The following is a 24,941-nucleotide window of genomic DNA, read 5'->3' as shown; positions in this document are numbered from 1 at the left end:
CATGCCCTACGATATCCAGCCTATCGCCAGCCACTTCATCGACGGCGAATATGTAGAAGACAAAAACGGCACACCGATCCCTGTGATCTGCCCTGTTTCTGAAGAGCAGATCGCAATTGTTTATGGCGCGACACCAGCGATTATTGAACAAGCGGTCTCCGCCGCCAAACGCGCGCAGGGCGAATGGGCTGCGATGACAGGAACCGAGCGGGGACGTGTGCTGCGCCGCGCAGCAGACATCATGCGCGAGCGCAATTACGACCTGTCAGTTCTGGAAACCAACGACACAGGCAAGCCGCTGCAAGAGACCCTTGTCGCAGATGCCACATCTGGAGCGGATGCGTTGGAATACTTTGGCGGCTTGGCCGCGTCATTGACGGGTGAGCACATCCAGCTTGGCGAAGATTTCGTTTACACACGCCGCGAAGCGCTGGGTGTTTGCGTCGGGATTGGCGCATGGAACTATCCTACACAAATCGCATCTTGGAAGGGCGCCCCCGCGCTCGCATGCGGCAATTCAATGATCTTCAAACCGTCAGAGCAAACGCCACTTTGTGCGCTCAAGGTCGCAGAAATCTTGCATGAAGCAGGTGCACCCGCGGGCATCTATAATGTTATCCAGGGCTTGGGTGATGTTGGCGCTGCGCTGGTTACGGATCCGCGCGTTGATAAGGTGTCGCTTACGGGATCAGTCCCGACAGGGCGCAAAGTCTACGCGGCAGCGGCCGAGGGTATTCGCCATGTCACGATGGAGCTCGGCGGTAAGTCCCCCATCGTGATCTTTGATGACGCAGATTTGGAAGACGCCGTTGGCGGCGCTATTTTGGGGAACTTCTACAGCTCCGGTCAGGTCTGTTCCAACGGTACGCGCGTGTTCGTGCAGTCGGGGATCAAAGAGGCATTCCTGAAACGCCTGACAGAACGTTTGAAGGACGTCAAAATGGGCGACCCATTGGACGAGTCTGTTAACTTTGGGCCGATGGTGTCCGGTCGCCAGATGGAGATCGTGCAGGGCTTTATCGCTAAGGGGCTAGAGCAGGGCGCACGACTGGTCGCGGGTGGTGAACGCGAAGGGGACAAGGGGTACTTTATGCAACCCACTGTTTTCGCAGACGTTACTGACGATATGGTTATTGCAACGGACGAGATTTTCGGCCCTGTTCTAAGCGTTTTGGACTTTGACGACGAAGCCGACGTTCTGAAGCGTGCCAACGCCACGGACTTCGGTCTTGCTGCGGGCGTGTTTACCAAAGACCTTAAACGCGCGCACCGCATGGTCGCAGGGTTTGAGGCCGGAACGACCTATATCAACACCTATAATCTTGCTCCTGTTGAGGCTCCATTTGGTGGATCAAAACTGTCTGGCGTTGGGCGTGAAAATTCCAAGGCGGCGATCGAGCATTACAGTCAGGTGAAATCGGTTTATGTCGGTATGGCACCGGTTGAGGCCCCGTTTTGACTGCACTGCGTACATCTCCCTACGTTGATAACGTTAAGTGGATCGCGACCGTGATCCAGTTGATTGGATATGGCTTAACAGGCTTGAACGTCGTGCCTTGGAACATCTTTTTCTTCTTTGGCGGCATCATTTTGTGGTTCGCCGTTGGCGTCATGTGGAAAGACCGTGCGATCATGGTTGTCCACGTCGGCGCATTTTTCTCGCTCTTTTTTGGGTACTTAAACTCATGAATAACGCTGAATACATAATTGTCGGTGCGGGCAGCGCGGGATGCGCGATGGCCTATCGATTGGCCGAGGCTGGGCGCAAGGTCATCGTGATTGAAACGGGCGGTACCGACATTGGCCCGTTCATCAATATGCCTGCCGCGTTGTCATATCCGATGAGCATGAAGCGGTATGATTGGGGTTATAAATCCGCGCCTGAGCCGCATCTTGGTGGACGCGAATTGGCCTGCCCGCGCGGTAAGGTTATTGGTGGATCGTCCTCGATTAACGGCATGATTTATGTGCGTGGTCATGCGAAGGATTTTGACCATTGGGCCGAAAGCGGTGCGCAGGGTTGGGCCTACGCTGATGTGTTACCTTATTATAAACGCATGGAAGATTGGCATTCTGGCGGACGAGGTGGTGATAAGGATTGGCGCGGCAAGGGTGGCCCGCTGCATGTCACCCGTGGCCCCGGAACGAACCGTTTGACCCGCGCCTTTATCAAGGCCGGCGCGCAGGCAGGGTATGAGCTGACGTCGGATTATAATGGTGAAAAACAAGAGGGTTTCGGCCCGTTTGATGCGACCATTTGGAAAGGCAAACGCTGGTCGGCCGCGTCTGCCTATTTACGCCCCGCCCAAGCTACGGGAAACTGCGAAGTCGTACACGGCACTGCCGCGCGGGTGGTTTTGGAGAATGGCCGTGCGACAGGCGTTGAATTAACGGACGGTCGCGTTCTTGAGGCCAGCGTTGAGGTCATTATTGCAGCCTCTGCGATTAATTCGCCCAAGTTGTTGATGTTGTCTGGCATTGGCCCCGCTGAACACCTGTCTGAACATGGAATTGATGTTGTCGCGGATCGCGCAGGAGTTGGACAAAACCTGCAAGACCACCTTGAGCTTTACGTTCAAATGGCCGCGAAGGGACGTCACAGCCTTTACAAATACTGGTCAATGATCGCCAAAGCATGGGTCGGCGCGCGCTGGTTGTTTACAAAATCAGGCATTGGCGCATCCAATCAGTTCGAAGCAGCAGGTTTCATTCGATCTAAGGCTGGCTTGGACTATCCTGACATTCAGTTCCATTTCCTGCCTATTGCGGTTCGTTATGACGGGACGGGTGCGCAAGAAGGGTTTCAGGCCCATGTTGGGCCGATGCGATCCAAATCTCGTGGAGCGGTGACATTGAATTCCGCCGATCCGATGGCTGATCCAAATATCTTCTTCAATTACATGTCTCATCCTGATGATTGGGAGGAGTTCCGCAATTGTATCCGCTTAACGCGTGAAATTTTTGGGCAGGACGCATTTGCAAAATTTCGCGGCGAGGAGTTGCTGCCGGGAGCGGATGCGCAATCGGATGAAGCACTGGACGCAGCCATCCGCGAAGATGTCGAAAGCGCCTATCACCCTTGCGGCACCTGTAAGATGGGCAGCGTGAACGACCCGATGGCGGTTGTTGACCCGCAGGGTCGAGTGATCGGAGTTGAAGGTTTGCGCGTGGCGGACAGTTCTATTTTTCCGCGCATCACCAACGGCAATCTGAATGCGCCGTCGATCATGGTGGGTGAGAAAATCGCTGATCATGTGCTTGGAAAGGCGCCTCTTGCCCCCAGCAATGATGCACCTTGGCTTCACCCTGACTGGAAAACCGCGCAACGTTAACCTGTTAGTAAGTTCAAGCTTGCGGAACTGGCCCGTTAACACTTAGTTAGCGGAATGTTCCGCATTTTGTCCCTTATATTGTGCCTCTCTTCCCCCGCCTTGGCAGATGTTGAAGGGCGTGTTCGTGTCGTTGATGGTGATACTTTGGATGTTTCCGGCCAGCGCGTCCGGCTTCACGGCATTGATGCCCCCGAAACCGAGCAAACATGTGAGGATGCGCAGGGCAGTGTTTGGCCATGTGGCGCTTTCGTGCGTGAGGAAGTTGCGCGGCGCTACCAAGGTGTTCGCGCCACCTGTCACGAAATCGAGCAAGACAGGTACGGGCGCAGTGTCGCTAAGTGTTTTGTTAACGGGCGCGACATCGGCGAAACGCTCGTTTCTGATGGATGGGCGCGGGCGTATCGCGAATATTCGATGGACTACGACTTGGCTGAAAAATCCGCCCAAGTGCTCGGTCTCGGGCTTTGGGCGAGTTCGATGCAGGAACCGTCAGCCTACCGCGCCGAACAGCGTGTGCCTTCGCCAGACATCGCCGCGCCAGATGCCAATTGCATCATTAAAGGCAACATTTCCGGTTCAGGACGGATCTATCACATGCCCCACAATCGGGACTACGCAAACACCCGTATTAATGAGGCAAGTGGCGAGCGATGGTTTTGCAGTGAAACTGAAGCGCGATCTGCTGGCTGGCGTGCGGCGAGAAACTAACTGCGGTTTTTGATCCTGATCAAAGCGGCTCCAGTCGCGGCATTTTAACATCCTCCTGACACTAATAGGAGGACACTCATGTCACACACGGCCCATGAACTCGCAGACGAATTCCCAGAACACGCGGCAAAAATTAGCGACCTAAAACAATCAGATGCACATTTCGCTAAGCTTTCGGATGCATATCATAACGTGAACCGCGCTATTCACCGTGCGGAAACAGACGTTGAGCCTACGGACGATGCGCACATGCAGGAAATGCGCAAAGAGCGGATGTCGTTGAAAGATCAAATTTGGACGATGCTTGCGGCTTAGTTCGCGCCTGAAAAATTGCGTGGCGGCTGCTTTAGTCCAATTGGTAGGGCAGCATGCCACGTTCATTCGGGTCTACGCGCAACTGGCGTTCTAGTGGCGGAACTGAGCGATGCGGGCAGGCTTTGCGTTCGCAGATGCGACAGGAAATCCCAATCGGTTCAAAGGCGTCCGCGTCTTCGGTCATCATGTGATCCGCGTATACCAGTTTTGAGGCGTGTTTAACTTCACACCCCAGCCCAATGGCATAGCGGCGCGTGGGTACGCCCCACGCACCACCAGGTTTGCTAACGTCCCGCGCGAGGCAGAAATATCGAACGCCATCAGGTGTTTGGGCCAGTTGACGCAGCCAACGACCCGGCGTTTCAAACGCTCCATGCACGTTCCACAATGGGCAGGCGCCGCCGAACCGTGCGAACTGCAACGTTGTTGCCGAATGGCGTTTGGTGATCGTCCCTGCGGGATCAACACGCACAAAGAAGAACGGGATACCCTTCGCGCCGGGGCGTTGAAGTGTTGATAGTCGATGGGCGACTTGTTCAAGTGATACGCCAAACTGATCGACCAAACGTTCAAGGTCATGACGGGTGTCTTGGGCCGCTGCTAGGAATTCCCCATACGGCATAAGCGTTGCGCCAGCGAAATAATTGGCCAGCCCGACTTTGGCGATACTGCGGGCTTGTGGGGACTGAAAACGTGCGAGATCAAGCGTCGCGTCCAGCAGCTTCTCTTGTTGGATCAGGGCAACCTGCAACAATAACTGAAAGCGTTGAGTTGCGGGCGCGGCTTTAGCAGCAAGCGTGAGCACGCGTGTTTCGGGGTCGTAATGGCGGATCGCGCCGGTGTCGGCGTAGACAATACGCACTCCGGTCTCAGCTAACGCGCTTCGGGCCGCGCTATCAATATCGCCCTTCGCATTGCTCGCAAAACGTTCTGCGGCGCGGTCTACGGCATCAATGTAGTTGTCGCAGTAATGGAAAAAGTCGCGCACTTCTTCCCATGGGCTGGCGGACAAACGGCTGTCTTCGCGCCCCAAGGCTTCGTCTAAGGATGCGAGGCGTTCGTGCGTTTGGCGGTAGGCCGTGTGAAGTTCAAGGAACGCGCGGGCAAGGGCAGGGGCGTTTGATGCAGCTAGGCGCAGGTCGACCAGCGGCGGCGTGGCACTTGTGAAAATCGGGTCGGCCAAGGCCTCGCGCATGTCCCCGACAAGTCGAGCCTCGTCGCCCGATTGCAGCTCGGTGACGTCAAAGCCGAACTCTTGTGCCAAGGCCAACACGACCGTCGTCGACACGGGGCGGTTGTTGTTCTCCATCTGGTTAAGATAGGGCAACGAAACGCCGAGCTTTTCAGCAAATGCCTTTTGCGTGCAGCCAATACGCCCGCGCAATTCGCGCAGCTTAGCGCCAGCGTAGAGTTTGTGCGGTGCCATTCTGTTTCCCCAAGCCGATGAAATGCAAATTTGATAATAGACTTTGCAAAGTCACGAGTCGAGAGGGGGGGGCGCTAGGTAGCGTCTTCGACAACAGCCGAGCGTTTGATAACCCAGAGGGCGCATAAGACTGCGATTACAGCGGTGATCAGCATCAAGATGATCAATGGCCGCGCACCTGTATCTGGGCCAAGGATAAACCCAGCAATGACGGAAAGGGCGGCGCCGCCGCCAATCATAAACGCCCCACCAAGACCGGCCGCGGACCCTGCAAGTGCAGGGCGAACAGACAACATTCCGGCGTTGGCGTTTGGCAGCATGATGCCGTTCCCAAGGCCGATTGAGATCATAAACCCAAAGAAAACATACGGGTGGCTGATGCCGAGTAAATCAAGGAGCAAGAGCAAGGCCATGCCGCTGACGGCAAGAAGCGCGCCGAGCAAAACCATTCGATTGATCCCGACCGTAATCGAGAACCGACCTGACAGCCCATTCCCGACAAGGTACCCAATTGCCGGCGCACCGAAGTAAAGGCCGAGCTCTGATGGTTCCATGTTGAACACCTCGCTCCCCACAAAGGGCGCCCCGCCAAGGTAGGCGAAAAACGCGCCGGAAGAGAACGCTGCGGCAAGGCAATAGCCCCAAAAACGTTGGGATGTCAGAAGTTTAGGGTATTCGCGCATTTGCGCAGAAAATCCGCCCTCGCGTTTTGTGAACGTCTCGCCTTGATCGAAAAAGCAAAGCACAAACACCAGAAGACCACCGGCTGCCAGGACCCAGAAGGATGCCTGCCAGCCAAAGGCTTCGTCTAAACTGCCGCCCAAGGCGGGCCCTAGCATTGGCACGACCGACATGCCCATCGTGACATAGCCGATCATCGAAGCGGCTTGTTCTTGTGGGACCATGTCGCGGATGACAGCGCGGCTGATGACAAAGGCGGTGGCGATGGCGGTTTGCAGTAAGCGACAGATTAAAAACACTGTGAAATTAGGGGCGTAGACCGCGCCAATACTGGCAAGGATGAAAATCGTGCTTGTGCCAAGGACGACAGGCCTTCGCCCGTAACGATCAGAGATCGGGCCGATCGCGATTTGTACAACCGCTGTTGTCGCGAGGTAGGCGGAAACGGACAGCTGCATCAGGCTGTATTCCACGCCAAAATGCTCTGCCATTGATGGTAGCGATGGCAGGAAAACATTGAGCGAAAGCGCCCCGATGCCAGCCATCAGAATGAGCGTCGCGATATGGGGTGGGGTTGTGCGATCTAGGAATCGCACCGTTGGTGATGTTGCCATGAAACACAGGTAGCCTTGTGAAATGTCTTCGTCCAATGCAATCGCTCTGGTTGTAAGAGAATTTGCCAAATATTTGCGAGTTTGCAAATGCACATTCCAGTTAATGAATAAATTTGCAAATTTGCGAGAAGGGACTCGGATCGCTGTTCAATAAAGGATAGCTTCGCCGAAATTAATAGGGACAGATTTATGACCGATATCCTGCAAGAGCTTGAAGATCGACGCGAGGCAGCCCGTATGGGTGGTGGGCAAAAACGCATCGACGCCCAGCATGGCCGTGGCAAACTTACCGCCCGTGAGCGTATCGAGTTGTTGTTGGATGACGGTAGCTTTGAGGAATACGACACCTTCGTCACACACCGGAGCACGGATTTCGGCATGGAAAAGACGCGCCCTGCAGGGGATGGCGTTGTAACGGGTTGGGGCACGATCAACGGTCGCCAAGTCTATGTCTATTCGCAAGACTTCACGGTTCTCGGTGGGTCCGTTTCAGCGACACACGCAGCTAAGATCGTTAAGATCATGGATATGGCGATGCAGAACGGCGCGCCGATCGTGGGGATTAACGATTCCGGTGGAGCACGTATTCAAGAGGGCGTCGATGCCTTGGGTGGCTATGGTGAAATCTTCCAGCGCAACATCATGGCGTCTGGTGTGGTTCCGCAGATCAGCTTGATCATGGGGCCATGTGCCGGTGGTGCTGTCTACTCGCCTGCGATGACTGACTTTATCTTTATGGTGAAGGACAGCTCTTACATGTTCGTCACGGGTCCTGATGTTGTGAAGACCGTCACCAACGAAGTTGTAACAGCCGAGGAACTGGGCGGGGCGACAACCCACACGCGCAAGTCTTCTGTGGCTGACGCTGCGTTTGAGAACGACGTTGAAGCAATTGCAGAAGCGCGCCGTTTGGTTGACTTCCTGCCGCTGAATAACCGCGAAAAACCACCGGTTCGCCCATTCTTTGATGATGTTGCGCGGACGGAGTCCAGCCTCGATACGCTGATCCCGGACAACCCGAACCAGCCCTACGATATGAAAGAACTGATCCATAAGATTGCCGACGAAGGCGATTTTTATGAAATCCAGAAGGATTTCGCGGGCAACATCCTGACAGGCTTTATCCGCCTTGAAGGGCAGACCGTCGGTGTTGTTGCCAACCAGCCGATGGTGCTGGCTGGGGTTCTGGACATTGATAGTGCGCGCAAAGCGGCACGTTTCGTGCGCTTCTGTGATGCGTTCGAAATCCCGATCCTGACGCTTGTCGACGTCCCAGGCTTCTTGCCAGGTGTGACGCAGGAATATAACGGCGTGATTAAGCACGGTGCGAAGCTGTTGTTTGCCTATGGCGAAGCAACGGTCCCAAAGATCACCGTCATCACCCGCAAGGCCTATGGTGGTGCATACGTTGTTATGTCGTCCAAGCACCTACGCGGTGATTTGAACTATGCGTGGCCAACAGCGGAAATCGCGGTGATGGGTGCAAAAGGTGCAACCGAAATTATCCACCGCGCTGACCTTGGCGATGCTGAGAAAACTGCAAAGCACACCAAAGACTACGAAGACCGTTTCGCGAACCCGTTTGTGGCTGCTGAACGTGGTTTTGTGGATGAGGTCATTATGCCATCCAGCACCCGTAAGCGCCTGTGTCGCGCATTCGCTGGCCTGCGTGGAAAGAAAACTCAGATGCCGTGGAAAAAACATGACAACATTCCGCTGTAATTTGCGCAAAGCGAATGGACTGTTTGCACTGGCCGTATGCGCGCTTGGTGCTCCGGCTGTGCTGGCAGCAGAGGGCATTGTTGTGCCGTCAGGTCAGCCAGTTTCGTTTATCGAGTTCATCTCTGAAGAGGCGACCAACACGGTTCGTTTCCGCTTTCTGACACCTGAGATTGGCAAGTCATTTCAGTATACTGATGTTGCGGACGATTTTCAGGTGGTTTGCGATGAATTGGTTATGCCTGCATTGGTTGATGCCTCAATCGAGCCTGCCCAGATTGTCCTGTCTATGTCGGCTGTGAATATCCCGTTTGGTGAAGACAATCCCGACGTTCTGCAGTTTTTTGAGATTTTTCGCCCTGAAAATGGCACCTGCATCTGGGAGGAATTCTGATGATTACACAATATGTTGCGCCCCAAAGCTCATCCTGCTCGCTGATTGTAGCGGCTGAGTCACAGGCCGAGTCCGCTGTTTCCGTCTCGTATCTTTTGAACAAGTTTTCCGTTAGTTTTCCACAAGGTTACACCCAAGTGACCTACCCTCAAAATGCGCGGGGGAACCGACGTCACGTCGGGGCAGCTCGCGTGGAAAACAGAGACAGGAGACTAACATGTCTAAGAGCATCAAGAGCCTTTGCGCCATGTCCCTGCTTGCCCTCGTGGCAGCATGTGGCGGCAACAACAACGCAGGTGACGTTGAAGAATTCGTGGTCGTTGACCCGGTTCCAGTCACAGTCGAGCCAGTCTTCACTGGCAAGTACAACTAAAGAATTTTCGGGGCAGGCGGCAACGCCTGTCCCACACCGTCTTGTCCCATCTCGGAGGGTCAATTGATGGAAAAGCACCGCGGATTTCCTAGCCGCCTCCCGAGCTCAGATTTTCAATTCACAATTCGCCGCCCTGTTAAAAAGGGGCTGCCACCCAAGTTGTTCAATCGCGAACGCTATGCGGATCGCCGTCCAGCGGATCGTCGCGCGGATGAGGGATTCATGTGGGCGCTGAAAGAACACTTCGGCGATGTCCCGTTTGAACGCGGTAATCTTGATGCGGGACGTTTGAATTTCGTCTTCGGCCGTGAGGTCGTTCCCGCTGAAGACCCATTTGATCCAGAGAGTTACGAGGCATTACTTAAGGTAGACCTTAAGCGTGCAGAACAGTCTTTCCCCGAGATTTTCCGCCCTGATTGGGCGCCGGGTCAGAACTGATGATGTTGACCTGCATGCGCGAACTTTGGCCGACAGATATGCAACTTTGGCGGGAATCGGCCCACATTGGGCAATCGACGATCAAGGTCGATGACAGCCGCGTTTCGCTGTGCAAATCTAATTCTGTAGACGGCTCACTAGACCAGAGTACCGCGCTACATTGTCAATACCGTTACCCTTCCCCTCGTCGGTCTGATCCCTTTTTAGGGCTCAGGCCGACACCCCTTTTCCTACGCCCTTTGGGGGTTTTCCGCCGCTCATTTCGTGCGGTGCAGAAAACGCTTGTGTTGCTGGGGCAAAACGCCGATTCTAAGCGGAATAAAACCAAGCAAACTTCAATGCAAAATAAGGGCAGTAAACTATGCTTAAATTCCGTCTTATCCTCGCCGCGACAGCAATCGCTTCGCTTTCCGCTTGTCTCGACAACGACCTTGAGCGCGGCCTTGCCGGCGCTGCAGCTGGTGCCGTCATCGCTGACGCAACTGGTGGCGACGCTGTTACCGGTGCCATCGTTGGTGGCGCAGCCGGCGCACTTTGTGACGAAGTCACAAGCATCTGCCGCTAAAAACATCACGTCCCAGTCTGGGACGTTTCAAAATTTTGACCGCCGTTCAGGATACCCCCTGAGCGGCGGTTTTGCATTCTAAGGGGCTAACAATGTTCAAAAAAATCCTGATCGCCAACCGTGGTGAGATCGCTTGCCGCGTCATTAAGACGGCCCGTAAGATGGGCATCAAGACGGTTGCAGTCTATTCAGACGCCGACCGCAACGCGCTGCACGTGTCTATGGCGGATGAGGCCTACCACATTGGGCCGCCCCCAGCGAACCAGTCCTACATCGTGATCGACAAGATCATGGAGGCCATCAAAGCAACAGGCGCTGAGGCTGTGCATCCGGGTTACGGGTTCTTGTCTGAGAACGCTAAATTCGCCGAAGCCTTGTCCGCTGCAGGCGTCGCGTTCATCGGGCCACCAGTTGGTGCGATCGAGAAGATGGGCGACAAGATTACGTCTAAAAAGATCGCTCAAAATGCAGAAGTTTCTACTGTTCCAGGTCACATGGGTCTGATCGAGGACGCTGAGGAAGCCGTTAAGATTTCACAGCAAATCGGTTATCCAGTGATGATCAAAGCTTCCGCTGGTGGTGGTGGTAAGGGCATGCGGATCGCATGGGACGACGAGGGCGCGCGCGAAGGCTTTCAGTCTTCCAAGAACGAAGCGGCCAATTCATTTGGTGATGACCGTATCTTCATCGAAAAGTTCGTCACGCAACCACGCCACATCGAAATTCAAGTGCTTTGCGATACGCACGGCAACGGTATCTATTTGGGCGAGCGTGAATGTTCCATTCAGCGCCGTCAACAAAAGGTTATCGAAGAGGCACCATCGCCCTTCCTTGATGAGGCGACCCGCAAAGCGATGGGTGAGCAGTCCGTTGCGCTTGCCAAGGCCGTGGATTACGCATCTGCGGGTACGGTTGAATTCATCGTTGATGGCGACCGTAACTTCTACTTCCTTGAAATGAATACACGTTTGCAGGTGGAACACCCTGTAACCGAGCTGATCACAGGCGTTGATCTTGTTGAGCAGATGATCCGCGTGGCCTACGGTGAAAAGCTGAAGATCGCACAAAAGGACGTCACGCTGACAGGTTGGGCGATGGAAAGCCGCCTTTATGCAGAAGACCCGTATCGCGGGTTCTTGCCATCCATTGGCCGTTTGACTGCGTATCGTCCGCCAGCTGAAGTTGCGGCTGGACCGTTGGTTGCAAACGACAAGTGGCAGGGCGATGCACCGACCGGCAAACACGCTGTGCGCAATGACACCGGTGTTTATGATGGGGGGGAAATCTCCATGTATTATGACCCGATGATCGCCAAACTGTGTACATGGGCGCCAAGCCGTGCCGAAGCGATTGAGGAAATGCGTGTGGCGCTCGACAGCTTTGAGGTCGAGGGCATTGGCCACAACATCCCGTTCCTAAGCGCGGTTTATGACCATGAGAAATTCACGTCAGGCAACATGACTACAGCCTTCATTGAGGAAGAATTCCCAGAAGGGTTTGATGGAGTTGAACTGCCGGACGCCACCTTGGACCGGATCGCAGCAGCAACTGTCGCAATGTACCGCGTTTGTGAAATCCGCCGTACGCAGATTTCAGGGCGTATGGGCAATCATGAACGCAAAGTGGGCGAAGATTGGGTTGTCACAATTCCCGGGCGTTCGCTGGAGGCACACGTCGATGCTGACAAGCAGGGCGCGACTGTCACAATCAATGGCACAGCGATGCGCGTTGAAAGCGATTGGACGCCTGGGCAGCCGCTCGCGAAGCTTATGGTGGATGGCGAACCGCTAGTCCTAAAGATCGGGCATATCTCGGCAGGGTTTCGTGTGCGCTATCGCGGGGCAGATCTGCCGGTGCGTGTGCGTACGCCGCGTCAGGCTGAACTGGCGACATTGATGCCAGAAAAGCTGCCACCGGATACGTCCAAACTGCTGCTTTGCCCGATGCCGGGATTGATCGTGAAGATCGACGTCGAAGTTGGTGACGAAGTGCAGGACGGGCAAGTGCTTTGTACCGTTGAAGCGATGAAGATGGAGAACAACCTGCGCGCCGAAAAGCGTTCAATCGTGACCAAAATCAACGCGCTAGCGGGTGATAACCTTGCAGTAGACGACGTGATTATGGAGTTCGAATAAACCCGTGACCTGTGTGCATTATCGCCCAAACCTACGATCATCGACTTCTTGCTGCCTAAGCGGCATTTTGTCGATCGATCGGGTGATTTCACGCACGCCCCACGGGCTCGGCTTTCGCAATTCGACTTCGCCGTCTTTGCCAATGATGACCAATCCAAACCCACGCGGGCGTAGACGTGTGCGCAGCGGGCTTTGCGCCGATGGATCGGTGTCCGTCAGAACGATGACATCACGTTCAGCAAGGTCATCCGCGTTCTCAAACAACAAATCCATTTGTTCGCGGAAACGCGGATCGTTCGGGCTGTCCGCAAAGACAACAACAGGGCGCGCAAGCCAGATGAGCGTATCGATATCCAAGGACGTCGCATCAAACACTTGTGTTTTATCAGCAGCCCATGCGTCTGCGATAGACGGGGTTTCGACCTCCTGTGCCGTGACGACGGATGCCGCTAACACCCAAGCAAACAAAGCTAAAATACGGATCATGAACGCCCCCTATGGCTATGATATAGGGACGCTGGTCCAAAAGGCTAAGGGTAAATCGCCCCTTGGTCACAACAAATTTAGCAAACGCCCAGCCTTTGGCGCGCTTTGCACGGTTTTCAGCGAACGCTGAAACGACACACACCGCCGGACAAGATACGGCGTTATTGAGAGGACGAACCGATGGGATCGAAAAAGGAATGGGCTGAGCGCGCGCAGGCTGAACTACGTGGCAAGCCGCTTGATGACCTGACGTGGAAGACGATTGAGGGTATCGACGTCCAGCCTGTTTATGGCGCGGATGATGTCGAAGGCCTTGATCACCTTGGTTCTTTGCCGGGCGAAGCGCCGTTTACCCGTGGTGTTAAGGCGACGATGTACGCGGGCCGCCCATGGACGATCCGTCAGTACGCGGGTTTTTCAACGGCTGAAGAAAGTAACGCGTTTTACCGCAAAGCACTGGCTGCTGGGCAGCAAGGTGTGTCTGTTGCTTTCGATCTGGCGACGCACCGGGGCTATGACAGCGACCATCCGCGCGTTGTAGGCGATGTCGGCAAGGCCGGCGTTGCGATCGATTCCGTCGAAGACATGAAAGTTCTGTTTGACGGCATCCCGCTGGATAAAGTCAGTGTTTCCATGACCATGAACGGCGCTGTTATTCCGATCTTGGCAAACTTTATTGTCGCTGGTGAAGAGCAGGGACATGACCGTAGCGTGTTGTCCGGCACGATCCAGAACGACATTCTAAAAGAGTTCATGGTGCGCAATACCTACGTGTACCCGCCCGAACCATCGATGCAGCTTGTCGCGGACATTATTGAATACACGGCCAACGAGATGCCGAAGTTCAACTCAATTTCGATTTCGGGCTACCACATGCAAGAAGCGGGCGCGAACCTTGTGCAGGAATTGGCGTTCACACTGGCTGATGGTCGTGAATACGTGCGCACGGCGATTGCACGCGGCATGGACGTGGATAAATTCGCGCCGCGCCTGTCGTTTTTCTTTGCCATCGGCATGAATTTCTTCATGGAAGCCGCCAAGTTGCGTGCGGCCCGTTTGCTATGGTCGAAAATCATGGCCGAGTTCGAACCGAAATCCGAGAAATCATCCATGTTGCGCACCCACTGCCAGACGTCTGGCGTGTCTTTGCAAGAACAAGACCCGTACAACAACGTGGTCCGCACAGCCTATGAGGCGATGGCGGCGGTTTTGGGGGGCACCCAGTCCTTGCACACCAACGCATTGGACGAAGCGATTGCCCTGCCGACCGAATTTGCAGCCCGCATTGCACGCAACACGCAGCTGATTTTGCAGGAAGAAACTGGCGTGACCAACGTGGTCGACCCACTCGCCGGATCTTACTACGTCGAAAAGCTCACCGCGGATCTGGCGGATGAGGCGTGGAAGATTATCGAAGAGGTCGAAGAAATGGGCGGCATGACCAAGGCGGTCGCGTCTGGCATGCCTAAGCTGCGGATTGAGGAATCTGCAGCCAAACGCCAAGCGATGATCGACCGTGGGGATGAAGTAATCGTTGGTGTGAACAAGTATCGCCTTGATAAAGAAGACCCGATCGACATCATGGATATCGATAATGATGCGGTGCGTGAAGGCCAAGTCGGGGGGCTGAAAAAGCTTCGTGCTGAGCGTGATCAAGCAGCCTGTGACGCAGCATTAGCCGAAGTGGAACGCCGCGCACGCGAGGGTGGAAACGTTCTTGAAGCCGCCGTTGAAGCGGCGCGTCATCGCGCAACTGTAGGGGAAATCAGTATGGCTATGGAAAACGTATTCGGCCGTCACCGCGCAGAAGTGAAAACACTGGCTGGCGTTTATGGCGCAGCCTATGAGGGCGACGAGGGCTTTGCTGCGATCCAGAAGGACGTGGAAGATTTCGCCGAGGCCGAAGGGCGTCGCCCACGTATGTTGGTCGTTAAAATGGGCCAAGACGGGCATGATCGCGGCGCCAAGGTTATCGCCACTGCATTCGCCGATATCGGATTTGACGTAGACGTTGGCCCGCTGTTCCAAACACCGGAAGAAGCCGCACAGGACGCCGTAGACAACGACGTGCATGTGATCGGGATCTCGTCACAAGCGGCGGGTCACAAGACACTGGCACCTAAATTGATTGAGGCGTTAAAGGCCGCGGACGCTGAAGATATTCTGGTCATTTGTGGCGGCGTTATTCCGCAGCAAGACTATGACTTCCTGAAGAAAGCTGGCGTGAAAGCGATCTTTGGACCGGGTACAAACATTCCAGAAGCGGCGCGTGATATTCTGAAACTGATCCGCGCCACGCGCGCGTGAAACGCATCGGCATAGCAATTGGGATGGTCCTAGGCGCAGTCTGGGCCGTCGCGATTGTGTTGCTGCCGTTACGGTTGGGGCTGCCTTTCATACCCCCCGCTTTGGCGATCCCCGCAGCATTTCTGATACCCGGTGCTGTCATGGCAATGATGATCGGCGTCCTTGCGGCACGGCGGTTTTTCAATACTGACCTGATTGATGGCGAAGCTGCTGCTTCTGGCACCCGTGCACAGATCGATGAACGCGTTTTACGCAATACGACCGAGCAAATGGTGCTGGCGCTGCTCGTCTGGCCGTTTGTTGGCTTTAGCCTTGGTGGGGTGTCGATCCTCGCGCTTGGAATTGGCATGGCTGTCGCGCGTCTGCTGTTCTGGGTTGGCTATCATGTCTCTCCTCCGCTACGCTCACTCGGGTTTGCAGCCAGTTTTTATCCGACGCTCTTCGGCGCGTTCTGGGCTGTTTGGATTTGGGTGAACTAGGGACGGCATATGAGGTTGGACCATCTGGCGATTGCTGCTGAAACGTTGGAAGAAGGCGTTGCTTGGGCGCAAGATCGATTGGGCATCGTATTTCAAGGTGGCGGAAAACATGAACGCTATGGAACCCATAACAAGTTAGCCGCGCTTCACGGTGGTATCTATCTTGAGGTGATCGCAATTGATCCGGCGGCAAGCAGTGATGGGCCGCGCTGGTTTGGGTTGGATGACTTTAGCGGCCCGCCACGATTGGTGAATTGGATTTGCGAACCTTATGTTTTGCAACCGCTGTTAGTGCACGGCATGCAATCCGTTCCAATGTCACGTGGCGATTTGCGCTGGGACATGGGAGTGCCGCCAGATGGATCGTTACCTATGGGCGGCGGATTTCCAACGGTTTTGTCGTGGCATACAGACGTGCCACCCGGTGTCACGCTCGGATCATCTGGGTTGGTGCTTGAAGAACTCACTGTAAGACACCCAAAGGCGCTTGAAATCGCAACAGAACTTGAAGGCGTCTTTAAGGATGACAGGGTTACATTTCACGCAGATGACAACGTGGCGCTGTCCGCGCGGTTCTGCAACGACAACCGGACAGTAACGTTATGATTATTCGTGGAGCGACCCAGCATGACAGCGCTGCGATTGCCGCGTTTTGGAACCCGCAGATCCGTGAAACCGTAGTTACATTTAACTCAGTCGAAAAATCACCAGAAGAGGTTGCGCAAATGATTGCGGAGCGCCCGTGTTTTTTGGTGGTTGAGATTGGCGGAACGGTTCTGGGGTTTGCCACTTACGACCAGTTTCGCGGTGGCATTGGATATGCTCATACGATGGAACATACCGTCATTCTCGCGCCTGAAGCATCGGGGCAGGGCGCGGGTCGGGCGTTGATGAAGGTTTTGATGGATCATGCCCGCGCCGCGGATACCCATGTGCTTGTGGCTGGCGTTTGCGCCGAGAACGCCACGGGCGTCGCGTTCCATAGTGCGCTGGGGTTTGAGAAGGTCGCTGTCCTTCCGGAAGTCGGGCGCAAGTTTGATCGATGGATGGATCTCGTACTGATGCAAAAACGGCTCTAACATCCCGCGACGGATTGGGTAAGAATGCCCCCATGTCGATTTGGACCCGTATCACTGACGCACTGTCGTCCCTGACCGCTGGCGAAAGCCTTTCAGAGGTTTTTGCCAACCTTCGCACGCCGCCGGAGCGATCTGTCGCGTTTGCAATTGCTGTCATTGCTTTGGGTGCAAAGATGGCAAAGGCCGACGGGCAGGTCACCCGCGATGAGGTTACGGCCTTTCGCGAGGTGTTTACGATTCCGCCTGGTGAGGAAAAGAACGCCGGTAAGCTGTTTAATCTGGCCCGCACGGATGTCGCTGGATTCGAAGATTATGCTTATAAAATCAAAGCGATGTATGGTGATGACGTTGCCGCACCGCTATGTGATCTGATCGAGGGGCTGTTCCACATCGCCCTTGCGGATGGGTATTATCACCCGAATGAAGACGCGTTTCTTACCCGAGTGGCTGAGATTTTCGGACTGGATGATGCGCGTTTCAAAAGCCTGCGGGCGCAGTTTGTTCCAGATGCGGAACGCGACCCATACGACGTTCTAGGTGTCAGTGCGGACACGTCCATGGAAGACATCCGCAAGGCTTGGCGGAAACTGGTTCGTGAAACGCACCCTGACCAGATGATTGCACGCGGGGTGCCCGAAGAAGCGGTGAAGCTGGCCGAGAAGAAGATGGTCGCGATCAACCGTGCATGGGATGAGATCAACGAGCGTGGTGCCGCGTGAAGATTGTAACCTACAACGTTGAGTGGTTTTCAAACTTGTTTGATGACGAGGGCAACCTATTCGACGACGACCGTTGGTCGGGGCGTTGGGATGTCACGCGTGCACAGCAAACGGCGGCACTTGGCGCAGTGTTTCAGGCTCTGGATGCTGATGGGGTGATGGTCATTGAGGCGCCCGACAGCCATGCGCGCCGTGACGGGGCGGGTGCGTTGGAAGGGTTTGCCGCGAAATTCGGGATTAGAGCGCGCAAAGCAATCATTGGCTATGTCAATGAAACGCAACAGGAAATCATATTCCTCTATGACCCCGACGTTCTGAGCGTGCGCCATGATCCGCGCGAGGACGGGGCGCCACGCTTCGATGAAGCGATCAAGATGGACCTTGATGTCGATGCGCAGCTCGACACGGTCAAATGGTCAAAGCCGCCGTTGGAAATTGAGGTCACGCATACATCAGGCGCGGTGTTCCGACTTATCGGGGTGCATGCCAAATCTAAGGCACCCCACGGAGCGCGCAACGATGCGCAAGCCATGCGTATTTCGATCGCGAACCGACGCAAGCAGCTGGCGCAATGCATTTGGTTGCGCAGGCGTGTTGAGGCGCATCTGGAGGCGGGCGACAACGCGATCGTTCTTGGGGACTTCAACGACGGCCCCGGTTTGGACGAGTATGAGAAACTGTTCGGACGGTCTGGCGTGGAAATTGTTCTGGGCGAGGGCAACGGCGAGCAGATGTTTGACCCCCATGCGCGATTTGCGCTGTCTCAGCGGATCGGGGCGATGCCAGTGACCGCGCGTTTTACAGTCGGTAAGGATCGCCACTTTATGTCCGCGCTGCTGGACTACATCATGGTGTCGCAAAGTGTGCGGGCAATGAACCCGACGTGGAGCATTATGCATCCGTTTGATGATCCAGAATGTTTTGAGAATAAAGATCTGTGTGCCGCGCTCCTTCAGGCCTCTGATCATTTTCCGGTCGTAATAGATATTCCGCTTTGATTGAGAAGTTGCGACTGCGTCCCTATATTAGACACATGAAACATCTCATCCTTGCCGTCCTCATCGCACTTCCTGTTCCTGTACTTGCCCAAGAAGAGGGCGAGATTGAGGAGGGGTTTTCATTGATGGAGGAGGGCGCGAAGCTTCTGTTTCGCGGCATCATGAATGACATGGAACCAGCCATCGATGACTTTGCCGACCTTGCCGGAGAGCTTGAGCCAGCGCTTGAACTTCTCGCAACCGAAATGGGTCCCGCCCTAATGGAATTGATCCAAACGCTTGATTCCGTGCGGTATTATGAACGCCCAGAAATCCTGCCAAACGGGGATATCATCATCAGACGCAGTCCGGATGCGCCAGAATTTGAGCCGCGCGATGCGGATGAAGTCATCGACCTTTAGCCTGCGTTCGTTCGGCGGGCGCCTTTGACGCGAACGGAGGCTTCGGCTTCAAGTGAGCTGGCAAGGGAAACCAGACGGCTTTGCGCAACTTCGCCAAACAGTGGTCCTGCCGCTTCTTTCAAGACCAGTTCTAGGGTGTTTGATTTCGCAGAATACTTCAGCGTTCCCGGTTGCTCGTCAGCCTTGATCCACAACATTGCGCCCAATCGCATGGCTTTCCCGAGCACTTCGGCATTGCGCTGCTCTTTGGGGTCCAGCAAACCGAACAGCGGTTCAAACCGTGTGCCGTCGCGCTTGTTGGTATAGCGATGCAAAAGCGCAATCCCTAAGAACACGCGTTCAGAGTGTTTCAACCCACCCAAGTTTGCACGCGTTGTGTTGTCGAACACGACCTCGTGGCGGTAATCGGGATGTGCTCGCCAGCTAACATCATGCAGCAAACATGCGGCTCTGATAATGCGTTTTCGTGCTTGGCTCGTACGGCCAAACAGCGGCATGACAAAGTGGTAAAGCGTGCGACCAAACCCAGGCAGACGGGCATCTTTGGCCTCGGCAAAACGGCATGCCTCGATCAGCGGGTCACGTTCGCGAAGCTCAGCTGGCATTTGCTCATAGAGCATGCCTTCGCGGATGCCGTAGCTGGACACGGTGATGTCCTTGGGTTTGAAACGGGCGACAACTTCGCGCAGGACATGAACCGCATAAGGCACCAATGCCATGCGGCTGTCTGAAATTCCGCAACGTGCGCGTAGCTCTTGTGCGTCATTTTCTTCAATGTATTTCAGTGTCTTAGCGATGCGGTTTGGCGTCATGCGATATTCATGCAAAACCGTTAACGGATAGCCGCGGCGTTCCATGTCGATCCGTGCAATGGCACGCCATGACCCACCAACCAAAAACAAGCGCCTGCCGGTGTTGCTGCCCATTTTGTCAAACATGTCCGCGACGGTTTCTTTGATATAAGCGCGACGGGCCTTCTTGCTGGACATTTCACGTAGTTTTAGAGGTCCAAGCGCCGATGTCATGCGCCGCCCAACGCGGCCTTCAAACAGGTCGGCGAGCTCCATCGAGGACCCACCAATGTCGCAGACCAAACCGTAGCTACCAGGCCACCCAAGCAGCACACCCTGCGCGGACAAACGCGCTTCTTCTTGGCCGTCGATGACCCAGATTTTTAGACCCGTTTCACGCAGAACTTCAGCGCGAAAGTCAGGGCCATCGCTGGCCTCACGCACGGCGGCGGTCGCAACTGCCGTAAGGGGCGGAATGCCAAGGCTGTTGGCTAGGGCGACAAAGCGGCGGATCGCAGATAGGGCCCGTACGCGGCCTTCGGGATTAAGGCGGCCCGTTTCGGCCATGCCAGCACCGAGGCCCGCCATAATTTTTTCGTTGTAGAAATAGGCGGGGCTACGTGCCGCGCCATCAAAAATCACCAGACGAACAGAGTTTGAGCCGACATCAATTACCCCGACACGCGACAGTGCACGTGCTTTGGGATCATCGAAAAGCGGACGACCAAAGGGGCCCCAGTCTTGCTCGGCATCAGAAGTCTTGCCTTTGCTCATTTCGCCCTCGTTTGGTTCTTTGTGAACATGGCTAGCGCTGCAGCTTGAGTCAATTGCGTCACTTAGTCTTCTGTGTGTGTCAGTTGCGGTACGTCAGATGCACCTGCCGTGCCACGCCCTGAAAGTGAAGGGTTTTCCATAAAGAAGCGGTGGCAATTGAACGCAAATGTGCCTTCCTCAACGTAAGCGCGAACAAAGCCGCCGTCCGGTTCCATGATCCAGCTTTGCGCAACGTCAGCTAGGTTCGCCGCCATGATTTGGCTAACGATCTGGGCTTTGACGGTGTTGTTGTTCACTTCTACCAAGGTTTCGACGCGGCGGTTCAAGTTCCGGCTCATCCAATCGGCGCTGGAAAAGAACACGCGGGACTTTTTGGCGGGTAGGCCGTGGCCATTGCCAAAACAAACGATGCGCGAGTGTTCAAGAAAGCGCCCGACAATAGACTTAACCCGAATGTTGTCGGACAGGCCTTTGATGCCGGGGCGAAGGCCACAAATGCCGCGAATGACGAGGTTGATCTTCACGCCAGCTTGGGACGCCGCATAAAGCGCATCAATGACGTCGGATTCAATCAGGCTGTTCATCTTCGCCCAAATTTCGGCGGGCTTTCCAGCGCGCGCGTGTTCCGCTTCGGCGGCGATCAGCTCTAGCAAACGCGGCTTCAATGTGAGCGGGGAAATCGCGAGGTTCTCGAGATCATCCGGTTGAACATATCCGCTGAGGTAATTGAACACTTTGGTGGCGTCGCGCCCAAGGGCCGCATCGCAGGTGAAGAACGACAGGTCGGTATAAATGCGGGCTGTGATAGGGTGGTAGTTGCCCGTTCCGTAATGCGTGTAGGTCACCAATTTATCGCCTTCGCGGCGCACAACGGTTGAGATTTTGGCGTGTGTTTTAAGGTCCAAGAACCCGTAAACGACATGGGCACCAGCGCGTTCCAACCGTCGCGATTGGCGGATGTTGGCGGCCTCATCGAAACGGGCCTTTAGTTCAACCAAGGCCGTGACGGATTTTCCGTCTTCTGCCGCTTCACATAGCGCTTCGACGATCGGGGACTTTTTCGATGTGCGGTACAGTGTTTGTTTGATCGCAACGACATCAGGGTCACGCGCGGCTTGTTTCAAAAACCGCACAACCATATCGAAGGTTTCATACGGGTGATGCAGCAGCATGTCTTTCTTGCGAATGGCCGCGAACATATCTCCGTCGTGGTCTTGGACGCGTTCAGGAACACGCGGTGCAAAGGGCGGCCACAGAAGGTCAGGGCGCGCGTCCAATACCAGTTCATTGATGTCGGCCATACCAATGACGCCGTCGATCTCAACGACTTCGTCCTCAGACACGTGAAGTTCGCCCATGATGAGGCTGCGCAACGCCTTGGGCGCACCCGCGGATACCCGCATGCTGACGACTTCACCGCGACGACGTCGTTTAAGCGCAACTTCGAATTCTCGCACGAGGTCTTCGGCTTCGTCTTCGACTTCTAAGTCGCTGTCGCGAAGGATGCGAAACGCACACGAACCTTTGACTTTGTAGCCGGGGAACAACCCATCAAGGTTGTCCATGAGCAATTCTTCAAGCGGCAAGAAGCGATGGCCATCCTCGGATGGGCAGGCAATGTAGCGATCAATTTGCGCGGGTACCGGCAACAATGCCCGTAACGCGCGTTTGTCTTTGCGACGTTCCAGTTCCAACGCCAATGCGAACCCTTCGTTTGGCAGGAACGGGAAAGGGTGGGCAGGGTCAATTGCCAATGGGGACAGAACGGGAAACACCTGCTGAAAGAACACGTCCTTGAGGTGTGTCCTGTCGTCGTCCGACAGGTCCTCGCGCTTGAGGATTGAGATGTTTTCGCGCACCATTTCGGCGTGCAAGTCGGTGAAAACCTTTTGCTGGCGCGCCAATAAACTGCGCGTGTTTTCATCAATTAGCGCCAGCTGCTCTTCTGCCGTTAGCCCGTCCATTGACGGTGCCGTGTTACCGTTGTGCGCTAGTTCCCGCAGGCCCGCGACGCGCACGGTATAAAATTCATCCAGATTGGTTGCCGAGATGGATAAAAACCGCACCCGTTCCAACAGTGGAACACGCGGGTTCTCGGCCTCTTCGAGGACACGCCAATTGAAGCCCAGCCAGCTGAGTTCACGGTTAAAGAACCGCGATGGGCCGTTCATATCCCCATCCACGACCTGTGCTTCGGGGAAATCGGCCTTAAGGAAGTCTGCCTTAGTCATCAGTGTGTTGTGCCAGTCATTTATGTCAGCAAGGTGACACTATCGCTCATCTGAGTGCAAAGTGTCCAGCACGGCACGCACGAAAGGGCGCGACAGGGATTTGGATTGCGCCAGTGCCTCGCGGTCAAGTGTTTCGACGATGTTGCGTAACGCATCAAACGAGCGGGGCAAATGCTTGATGAGGTAGGCAACTGCGTCTGGCGTTGGGGCAAGTTGGCGATCAGCAAAGTGTTTAAGCAAAACAGCCGTCAACAACGCATCATCAGGGTTTTCAATTGTCACCGTCGTTGCCGCAGATAGGCGGCTCGCCAGATCGGGCAGGGCGATGTTCCAGCGCGACGGGGCCGTTTTCCCCGTTATCAGCAGCGCGTGACTGTCACGGCGCAGGGCGTTGTGTGCGTGAAACAACCATTCGTCGTTGGCAGGATCTAGGGTATCTGCGTCCTCAACCACAAGCGGGCCTGAGGGGAGCGGCGTATCCTCCGTGATGTCCTTGGCATTGAGAACCGTAGCATCCGTGCTGGATGCAAAGACCCGTGCAAGGTGCGTTTTACCTGATCCCGCGGGCCCGATGAGTGCGAGCTTGTGATCGGGCCAAGTGGCAGGTGTTTGCAGCAGCGCATAGGCCAGTTCATTGGCACCCGAGACAAAAAAGTCCTGCGCTTCCAACCGCACGTTGGCGGGCAGATCAAAAGCCAATTGACGGGCCATGGTTTAGGTGTCCTTGCCGATGTGGCCTTTGTAAAGCTGGCCGGCCTTGTATTCGCCAATCAAGAACCGCGCCAAAACACCGATGATCGCGGCGACAGGAACAGCCACAAGCATCCCGACGAACCCAAACAAACTTCCAAAGACCGTTAGCGCGAGGATAAGCCAAACAGGGTGCAAGCCCACGGAACTGCCAACTAGTTTTGGCGTAAGAATGTTACCTTCGAAGAATTGTCCCGCCGCGAAAATCGCACCGACAATTCCGATCCGCAGCCAGTTAATTCCGTACTGTACCGTTTCGCCGTCAATGACTTCGGTGCCACCCCACCACTGGAACAACGCCAAACCGACAGCCAAAGCACCACCGACAAGCGCGCCGATATACGGGATAAATGAAATCAAACCTGCAATCAGGCCGACAACAAGACCGAAGTTCAGGCCTGCAACCATCAGCGCGACGGCGTAAAACGTACCCAAGATCAGGCAAACCGTGCCTTGCCCGCGAATGAACGACGCAAGGGTTTTGTCGATTTGGCTGGCCAATTTGCGAACGGTTTCTTGGTGGTCACGTGGAAGAAGGTCGTCAATTTGGGCAACCATGCGGTCCCAATCCATCAACATGTAAAATGTCACGACAGGAACGATAACCAGTAGAACCACCACATTGATGATCCCCTGCGCAGAGTTAAGCAGCGCTGTGACCAGATCCCCGCCACGTGACTGGATCGCACTACCAAGACCGACCAATTGATCCGTTAGGAAGCTGCCTTGGAGATCAAGGTTCGGAAAACGCTCTGCGAGCCACGCTTTGAAACTTACCCACGTTTGGGGCAGGTTTTCGATGATTTCACCAATAGTATTGATGAGTTGGCCCAACTGCCCAATCAACGTTGGCACGACGAGTAGGAAGATCAGGAAGAATAATAAGACAGCGGACAGGGTGATGATGACCGTGGCCATCACGCGGCTTTGGCCCCATGCCTCAAGGCGGTCGGCGATTGGGTCAAGGAAATATGCGATTGCCCCACCCAAGATAAACGGGGTCAGCACGTTGCCCAACGCCCAAAGCAGAAAAATGAGTATGCCTGCGACGAGGCCCCAGTATTGGAACTGTTTTTGTGAAGGTAGGGCCATTTCGCCTCTCGGTGTTACGTGTACTGTGCTTGGTATCTTAACTGGCGCAGCAGGGGGGCTTTTGCAAGATTTGGCATAAAGAAAGGCGTCTTACGTAGGCTTGCCTGTCTTGCCCTTGGGCGGGGGGCTGACTA

General features: G+C 55.1%; 25 protein-coding genes. 18 read left to right on the top strand and 7 right to left on the bottom strand.

The genetic code is table 11. The features are described from left to right. Nucleotide 1: 1 nt before the first annotated feature. From betB to OSB_RS10995, 5 genes are all read left to right on the top strand, one after another. A complete protein-coding gene (gene betB / locus OSB_RS11015) occupies nucleotides 2-1,459 on the top strand; it encodes a betaine-aldehyde dehydrogenase (protein ID WP_049835051.1) in 1,458 nt (485 codons plus the stop codon). Beyond that, nucleotides 1,456-1,689: a DUF6552 family protein gene (locus OSB_RS11010; RefSeq protein ID WP_049835050.1), complete on the top strand. Its 234-nt coding sequence runs from the start codon at nucleotides 1,456-1,458 to the stop codon at nucleotides 1,687-1,689. Before betB ends, OSB_RS11010 begins: the two co-directional genes overlap by 4 nt. Beyond that, the gene (gene betA / locus OSB_RS11005) at nucleotides 1,686-3,332 is read left to right on the top strand and encodes a choline dehydrogenase (protein WP_049835049.1); all 1,647 of its coding nucleotides are present in this window, start codon (nucleotides 1,686-1,688) and stop codon (nucleotides 3,330-3,332) included. The genes OSB_RS11010 and betA overlap by 4 nt, the downstream gene beginning before the upstream one ends. Before the next feature lie 54 nt (nucleotides 3,333-3,386). Beyond that, nucleotides 3,387-4,040 carry a thermonuclease family protein gene (locus tag OSB_RS11000; protein ID WP_049835048.1) on the top strand — a complete coding sequence of 218 codons (654 nt, stop codon included), beginning with the start codon at nucleotides 3,387-3,389 and terminating at the stop codon, nucleotides 4,038-4,040. 78 nt (nucleotides 4,041-4,118) lie between these two features. After that, nucleotides 4,119-4,355 (top strand): HP1242/YdcH family protein, encoded by a 237-nt coding sequence (locus OSB_RS10995; RefSeq protein WP_049835047.1) that lies wholly within the window; start codon nucleotides 4,119-4,121, stop codon nucleotides 4,353-4,355. Nucleotides 4,356-4,386: 31 nt separating this feature from the next. Here the strand turns inward: OSB_RS10995 and OSB_RS10990 are convergent, their stop codons facing one another. Together OSB_RS10990 and OSB_RS10985 are read right to left on the bottom strand one after the other, a co-directional pair. Next, nucleotides 4,387-5,781 (bottom strand): helix-turn-helix domain-containing protein, encoded by a 1,395-nt coding sequence (locus OSB_RS10990; RefSeq protein WP_049835046.1) that lies wholly within the window; start codon nucleotides 5,779-5,781, stop codon nucleotides 4,387-4,389. A gap of 74 nt (nucleotides 5,782-5,855) precedes the next feature. Continuing rightward, nucleotides 5,856-7,076 (bottom strand): multidrug effflux MFS transporter, encoded by a 1,221-nt coding sequence (locus OSB_RS10985; protein WP_049836130.1) that lies wholly within the window; start codon nucleotides 7,074-7,076, stop codon nucleotides 5,856-5,858. Between the two features lie 189 nt (nucleotides 7,077-7,265). Between OSB_RS10985 and OSB_RS10980 the strand changes: the two genes are divergently transcribed. The 6 genes from OSB_RS10980 to OSB_RS10960 all read left to right on the top strand — a co-directional run bounded on the left by OSB_RS10980 (nucleotide 7,266) and on the right by OSB_RS10960 (nucleotide 12,700). Further along, nucleotides 7,266-8,798 carry an acyl-CoA carboxylase subunit beta gene (locus tag OSB_RS10980; protein ID WP_049835045.1) on the top strand — a complete coding sequence of 511 codons (1,533 nt, stop codon included), beginning with the start codon at nucleotides 7,266-7,268 and terminating at the stop codon, nucleotides 8,796-8,798. Beyond that, nucleotides 8,779-9,189 carry a DUF6497 family protein gene (locus OSB_RS10975; protein ID WP_049835044.1) on the top strand — a complete coding sequence of 137 codons (411 nt, stop codon included), beginning with the start codon at nucleotides 8,779-8,781 and terminating at the stop codon, nucleotides 9,187-9,189. The genes OSB_RS10980 and OSB_RS10975 overlap by 20 nt, the downstream gene beginning before the upstream one ends. Before the next feature lie 217 nt (nucleotides 9,190-9,406). Next, entirely contained in the window at nucleotides 9,407-9,562 is a 156-nt protein-coding gene (locus tag OSB_RS16785) for a hypothetical protein (protein WP_169750366.1), read from the top strand. A gap of 66 nt (nucleotides 9,563-9,628) precedes the next feature. After that, the gene (locus OSB_RS10970) at nucleotides 9,629-10,000 is read left to right on the top strand and encodes a hypothetical protein (RefSeq protein WP_200802529.1); all 372 of its coding nucleotides are present in this window, start codon (nucleotides 9,629-9,631) and stop codon (nucleotides 9,998-10,000) included. A 361-nt stretch (nucleotides 10,001-10,361) separates the two neighbouring features. Continuing rightward, entirely contained in the window at nucleotides 10,362-10,565 is a 204-nt protein-coding gene (locus OSB_RS10965; protein ID WP_049835042.1) for a hypothetical protein, read from the top strand. A 92-nt stretch (nucleotides 10,566-10,657) separates the two neighbouring features. Continuing rightward, entirely contained in the window at nucleotides 10,658-12,700 is a 2,043-nt protein-coding gene (locus OSB_RS10960) for an acetyl-CoA carboxylase biotin carboxylase subunit (RefSeq protein WP_049835041.1), read from the top strand. Between the two features lie 18 nt (nucleotides 12,701-12,718). Here OSB_RS10960 and OSB_RS10955 read toward each other — a convergent pair whose 3' ends face one another. Next, a complete protein-coding gene (locus OSB_RS10955) occupies nucleotides 12,719-13,186 on the bottom strand; it encodes a DUF4174 domain-containing protein (RefSeq protein WP_049835040.1) in 468 nt (155 codons plus the stop codon). A 180-nt stretch (nucleotides 13,187-13,366) separates the two neighbouring features. Here OSB_RS10955 and scpA point away from each other — a divergent pair, with 180 nt between their 5' ends. Genes scpA through OSB_RS10920 form a run of 7 tightly spaced genes read left to right on the top strand, consistent with a single transcriptional unit; the run spans nucleotide 13,367 to nucleotide 19,169 of the window. Next, the gene (gene scpA / locus OSB_RS10950) at nucleotides 13,367-15,493 is read left to right on the top strand and encodes a methylmalonyl-CoA mutase (RefSeq protein ID WP_049835039.1); all 2,127 of its coding nucleotides are present in this window, start codon (nucleotides 13,367-13,369) and stop codon (nucleotides 15,491-15,493) included. A 23-nt stretch (nucleotides 15,494-15,516) separates the two neighbouring features. Next, entirely contained in the window at nucleotides 15,517-15,972 is a 456-nt protein-coding gene (locus OSB_RS10945; RefSeq protein ID WP_049835038.1) for an MAPEG family protein, read from the top strand. A gap of 9 nt (nucleotides 15,973-15,981) precedes the next feature. Beyond that, nucleotides 15,982-16,578 (top strand): VOC family protein, encoded by a 597-nt coding sequence (locus OSB_RS10940; RefSeq protein WP_049835037.1) that lies wholly within the window; start codon nucleotides 15,982-15,984, stop codon nucleotides 16,576-16,578. Further along, the gene (locus OSB_RS10935) at nucleotides 16,575-17,051 is read left to right on the top strand and encodes a GNAT family N-acetyltransferase (protein WP_143831255.1); all 477 of its coding nucleotides are present in this window, start codon (nucleotides 16,575-16,577) and stop codon (nucleotides 17,049-17,051) included. The genes OSB_RS10940 and OSB_RS10935 overlap by 4 nt, the downstream gene beginning before the upstream one ends. Before the next feature lie 32 nt (nucleotides 17,052-17,083). Beyond that, nucleotides 17,084-17,770, top strand: coding sequence for a molecular chaperone DjiA (locus OSB_RS10930; protein WP_049835036.1), 687 nt, complete (start codon nucleotides 17,084-17,086; stop codon nucleotides 17,768-17,770). Then, the gene (locus tag OSB_RS10925; protein WP_049835035.1) at nucleotides 17,767-18,768 is read left to right on the top strand and encodes an endonuclease/exonuclease/phosphatase family protein; all 1,002 of its coding nucleotides are present in this window, start codon (nucleotides 17,767-17,769) and stop codon (nucleotides 18,766-18,768) included. Before OSB_RS10930 ends, OSB_RS10925 begins: the two co-directional genes overlap by 4 nt. A gap of 35 nt (nucleotides 18,769-18,803) precedes the next feature. Next, nucleotides 18,804-19,169: a hypothetical protein gene (locus OSB_RS10920; RefSeq protein ID WP_049835034.1), complete on the top strand. Its 366-nt coding sequence runs from the start codon at nucleotides 18,804-18,806 to the stop codon at nucleotides 19,167-19,169. Here the strand turns inward: OSB_RS10920 and OSB_RS10915 are convergent. The 4 genes from OSB_RS10915 to OSB_RS10900 all read right to left on the bottom strand — a co-directional run bounded on the left by OSB_RS10915 (nucleotide 19,166) and on the right by OSB_RS10900 (nucleotide 24,807). Then, a complete protein-coding gene (locus OSB_RS10915) occupies nucleotides 19,166-20,734 on the bottom strand; it encodes a Ppx/GppA family phosphatase (protein WP_049835033.1) in 1,569 nt (522 codons plus the stop codon). The genes OSB_RS10920 and OSB_RS10915 overlap by 4 nt on opposite strands. Before the next feature lie 62 nt (nucleotides 20,735-20,796). Continuing rightward, nucleotides 20,797-22,965, bottom strand: a complete 2,169-nt coding sequence (locus OSB_RS10910) for an RNA degradosome polyphosphate kinase (RefSeq protein ID WP_049835032.1) — start codon at nucleotides 22,963-22,965, stop codon at nucleotides 20,797-20,799. Nucleotides 22,966-23,004: 39 nt separating this feature from the next. Then, complete coding sequence (locus tag OSB_RS10905) at nucleotides 23,005-23,676, bottom strand: HdaA/DnaA family protein (RefSeq protein WP_049835031.1); 672 nt, start codon at nucleotides 23,674-23,676, stop codon at nucleotides 23,005-23,007. A 3-nt stretch (nucleotides 23,677-23,679) separates the two neighbouring features. Continuing rightward, nucleotides 23,680-24,807, bottom strand: a complete 1,128-nt coding sequence (locus tag OSB_RS10900) for an AI-2E family transporter (RefSeq protein WP_049835030.1) — start codon at nucleotides 24,805-24,807, stop codon at nucleotides 23,680-23,682. Nucleotides 24,808-24,941: the final 134 nt, after the last annotated feature.

This window comes from Octadecabacter temperatus (genome assembly GCF_001187845.1).
In the GTDB taxonomy this organism is placed as follows: Bacteria; Pseudomonadota; Alphaproteobacteria; order Rhodobacterales; family Rhodobacteraceae; genus Octadecabacter; species Octadecabacter temperatus.
The sequence above is the reverse complement of the archived record's forward strand: the minus strand, read 5'-3'. Positions and strand labels throughout refer to the sequence as shown.

Excerpts from the sequence above, each read along its gene's own strand:
- OSB_RS10945 (WP_049835038.1), top strand. The coding sequence starts at position 15,517 with ATGGTCCTAGGCGCAGTCTGGGCCGTCGCGATTGTGTTGCTGCCGTTA.
- OSB_RS16785 (WP_169750366.1), top strand. The coding sequence starts at position 9,407 with ATGTCTAAGAGCATCAAGAGCCTTTGCGCCATGTCCCTGCTTGCCCTC.
- scpA (WP_049835039.1), top strand. The coding sequence starts at position 13,367 with ATGGGATCGAAAAAGGAATGGGCTGAGCGCGCGCAGGCTGAACTACGT.
- OSB_RS10920 (WP_049835034.1), top strand. The coding sequence starts at position 18,804 with ATGAAACATCTCATCCTTGCCGTCCTCATCGCACTTCCTGTTCCTGTA.
- OSB_RS10940 (WP_049835037.1), top strand. The coding sequence starts at position 15,982 with ATGAGGTTGGACCATCTGGCGATTGCTGCTGAAACGTTGGAAGAAGGC.
- OSB_RS11000 (WP_049835048.1), top strand. The coding sequence starts at position 3,387 with ATGTTCCGCATTTTGTCCCTTATATTGTGCCTCTCTTCCCCCGCCTTG.
- OSB_RS10960 (WP_049835041.1), top strand. The coding sequence starts at position 10,658 with ATGTTCAAAAAAATCCTGATCGCCAACCGTGGTGAGATCGCTTGCCGC.
- OSB_RS10915 (WP_049835033.1), bottom strand. The coding sequence starts at position 20,734 with ATGAGCAAAGGCAAGACTTCTGATGCCGAGCAAGACTGGGGCCCCTTT.
- OSB_RS10980 (WP_049835045.1), top strand. The coding sequence starts at position 7,266 with ATGACCGATATCCTGCAAGAGCTTGAAGATCGACGCGAGGCAGCCCGT.
- OSB_RS10985 (WP_049836130.1), bottom strand. The coding sequence starts at position 7,076 with ATGGCAACATCACCAACGGTGCGATTCCTAGATCGCACAACCCCACCC.
- OSB_RS10990 (WP_049835046.1), bottom strand. The coding sequence starts at position 5,781 with ATGGCACCGCACAAACTCTACGCTGGCGCTAAGCTGCGCGAATTGCGC.
- OSB_RS10900 (WP_049835030.1), bottom strand. The coding sequence starts at position 24,807 with ATGGCCCTACCTTCACAAAAACAGTTCCAATACTGGGGCCTCGTCGCA.
- OSB_RS10970 (WP_200802529.1), top strand. The coding sequence starts at position 9,629 with ATGGAAAAGCACCGCGGATTTCCTAGCCGCCTCCCGAGCTCAGATTTT.
- OSB_RS10905 (WP_049835031.1), bottom strand. The coding sequence starts at position 23,676 with ATGGCCCGTCAATTGGCTTTTGATCTGCCCGCCAACGTGCGGTTGGAA.
- OSB_RS10935 (WP_143831255.1), top strand. The coding sequence starts at position 16,575 with ATGATTATTCGTGGAGCGACCCAGCATGACAGCGCTGCGATTGCCGCG.
- OSB_RS10965 (WP_049835042.1), top strand. The coding sequence starts at position 10,362 with ATGCTTAAATTCCGTCTTATCCTCGCCGCGACAGCAATCGCTTCGCTT.
- OSB_RS10975 (WP_049835044.1), top strand. The coding sequence starts at position 8,779 with ATGACAACATTCCGCTGTAATTTGCGCAAAGCGAATGGACTGTTTGCA.
- betB (WP_049835051.1), top strand. The coding sequence starts at position 2 with ATGCCCTACGATATCCAGCCTATCGCCAGCCACTTCATCGACGGCGAA.
- betA (WP_049835049.1), top strand. The coding sequence starts at position 1,686 with ATGAATAACGCTGAATACATAATTGTCGGTGCGGGCAGCGCGGGATGC.
- OSB_RS10910 (WP_049835032.1), bottom strand. The coding sequence starts at position 22,965 with ATGACTAAGGCAGACTTCCTTAAGGCCGATTTCCCCGAAGCACAGGTC.
- OSB_RS10995 (WP_049835047.1), top strand. The coding sequence starts at position 4,119 with ATGTCACACACGGCCCATGAACTCGCAGACGAATTCCCAGAACACGCG.
- OSB_RS10930 (WP_049835036.1), top strand. The coding sequence starts at position 17,084 with ATGTCGATTTGGACCCGTATCACTGACGCACTGTCGTCCCTGACCGCT.
- OSB_RS10955 (WP_049835040.1), bottom strand. The coding sequence starts at position 13,186 with ATGATCCGTATTTTAGCTTTGTTTGCTTGGGTGTTAGCGGCATCCGTC.